This is a genomic window from Jatrophihabitans sp., assembly GCF_051960575.1.
GTDB lineage: Bacteria > Actinomycetota > Actinomycetes > Mycobacteriales > Jatrophihabitantaceae > JBQCEE01.
Window position 1 is genome coordinate 1 of sequence record NZ_JBQCEE010000423.1, and the last position, 2,276, is coordinate 2,276.

Here is a 2,276-nt window from a genome sequence, read left to right on the forward strand (position 1 = left end):
CCTACAACCTCGGTGGGGGCAACAAGCGGGGGGGGGGGCATTTGGCTTTTGGCGTTCTCCCCTCTCGCCGGTCGGGGGGTGGTGCCGCCGGGCCGGGCGGGGGTGGTGACCAGCGACATCAGCGCTCCGTGCGTGGGCCGTCGTTCGGGTGCTTGGCGCTGCTGCGGTTGCCCGTGGCCGGGCGGACACCGCCGACACCGGCGAGCTCGCTGCCGTCGATCGGCGGCAGGCTGTAGAGGTTGCCCGAGATGTAGACCTCGGACGGGTAGACGTCCGGCACGCGGGCCTCGTCGACCTCGGTGGCGGTGTCCTCGGCGGTGCGCAGCTTGGCCACCTTGTGGATCAGCGCGCCGAAGCCGGCCTTGGCGGCGATGTCGGCAGCGGTGAAGCTGATCTGGATGGTGACGGCCCAGCCGGCCGAGTGATCACCCGCCCACCACGGGATCAGGTAGACGATCGGGTAGACGCCCCAGACCGACAGCAGCAGGGTCGCCGCGTTGCGCAGGCTGGTGCCCGCCTCTGCGCTGATCTCCTTGCGGGTGCGCATGACCGGCACGAGCAGCAGCGGGTAGAGCGCGACGAAGAAGACCGTCGAGATGAGCCCCCAGACGACGAGTTCGGCGACGTTGGCGTCGTGCTGGCCGACCGCGACGACACCCAGGAAGCCGGTGACGATCATCAGGAACGCGGACGCCATGCAGGCGAAGCGCCAGCCGATGATCTTCCCGCGCGCCATGTTGCACACGGCGAGCAGTTCCACCGTCAGCAACGGCACGGTGACCGTCCAGTCGGCGTAGCGCAGGCCGGTGAGGGCCGTGCCCGGCTGCGGGATGTACCGCGTGCCGTCGGCGTTCGAGTGCCAGTGGGTCAGGAAGACGCCGATGAGCAGCACGTACGCGAGCGCCGCGACGAACGAGATGAGGGCGCCGGCCAGCGACGCCGGCCGGTACTTCTTCGAGACCTCCCCCTTGGTCGACAGGGAGAAGACGCCGGACGCGAACAGGGCGAAGAACCCGACGACGAGGGCGAACAGGATCAACTCCCACTGCCAGCGGTCCAGCGACGAGGTGCCGGTCAGCTCCGTCGTCGGACCCTGCACCCCCGCTGCGACGAGACGTGCACCTATCACCGCAACCTCCTGCATCAGCTCACACTTGCACCATGCAAGCGTTGCTTGACGCATACCCGACCTGTGCAGGATCCATGCGTCCGTGCGCAGGATCACTGGGAGCGTGGAGCAGCGCGCTCAGAGGTGGCGCAGGTAGCTGTCCGGGTCGTCGAGGAACGCACGCCAGTGCTGGACGAGCTCAAGTTCCTGCCACGACGTCTCGCGCAGACCCCAGGGACCGACCTCGACGATGCGCGCACCGGGCGTGGCTGCGATCAGCGGCGAGTGGGTGGCGACGAGCGCCTGCGAGTGCCGGCTCTCGGCGATCTCGCGCAGCCGCGACACCAGCGAGAGGCAGGCCGTGAAGGACAGCGCCGACTCGGGCTCGTCCAGCACGTAGAAGCCGGCGTCGGCGAAGCGGGACGCGAGCACCTCGAGGAACGACTCGCCGTGCGACAGCTCGTGGAAACGGATGTCGTGCGGCACCGGGTTCGCCTCGAGGTAGCTGTAGAAGCCGTGCATCGTCTCGGCGCGCAGGAAGAAGCCCCAGCGCGGGCTGTTGATGCCGCGGCGCAACCACAGCCACCGGTGCAGGCCCGACTCGGTCGGCCGCGTCGAGTGCCGCGCGCCGGTCGACCCGCCCTCGGGCGAGAAGCCGAACCGCATCGCGATCGCCTCGACGAGCGTCGACTTGCCCGAGCCGTTCTCGCCGACCAGCACGGTCAGCGGTGCGAGCTCGAGCCCGTCGTCCAACAGCTGTTGCACCGCTGGGATCGTGCAGGGCCAGCGCTCGGGGCGCGGCGGGTCGTCCGGATCGACCTCCCGCGCCGCCTCGACCCGCAGCACGGGCCGTTCGAGGATCACGCGCCGCCCGTCGCGCTCGTCACCAGGACGCGGCCACGTAGGTGGTCTCGAGGTACTCGTCGATCCCCTCGTGGCCGCCCTCGCGCCCGAGCCCGGACTGCTTGACGCCCCCGAACGGCGCCGCGGGGTCACTGACGACACCTCGGTTGAGGCCGACCATGCCGACCTCGAGCCGCTCGCACAGGCGGAGTCCGCGGGCAAGGTCGCGGGTGTAGACGTATCCGGTGAGCCCCATATCGGTGGCGTTGGCCACGGCGATGGCGTCGTGGTCGTCGCGCACCGTGATGATCGGTGCGACCGGCCC

The 2,276-nt window shown here is 70.1% G+C and carries 3 protein-coding genes; all 3 read right to left on the bottom strand.

The features are described 5' to 3' along the window. Nucleotides 1-118: 118 nt before the first annotated feature. On the bottom strand, nt 119-1,129 hold the full coding sequence (locus ACTHMS_RS23770; RefSeq protein WP_440309131.1) for a bacteriorhodopsin: 1,011 nt from the start codon (nt 1,127-1,129) through the stop codon (nt 119-121). 117 nt (nt 1,130-1,246) lie between these two features. Continuing rightward, entirely contained in the window at nt 1,247-1,972 is a 726-nt protein-coding gene (locus ACTHMS_RS23775) for an AAA family ATPase (RefSeq protein ID WP_440309132.1), read from the bottom strand. Nucleotides 1,973-1,991: 19 nt separating this feature from the next. Then, a partial coding sequence (locus ACTHMS_RS23780; protein WP_440309133.1) for an aldehyde dehydrogenase family protein occupies nt 1,992-2,276 on the bottom strand: 285 nt, incomplete at its 5' end.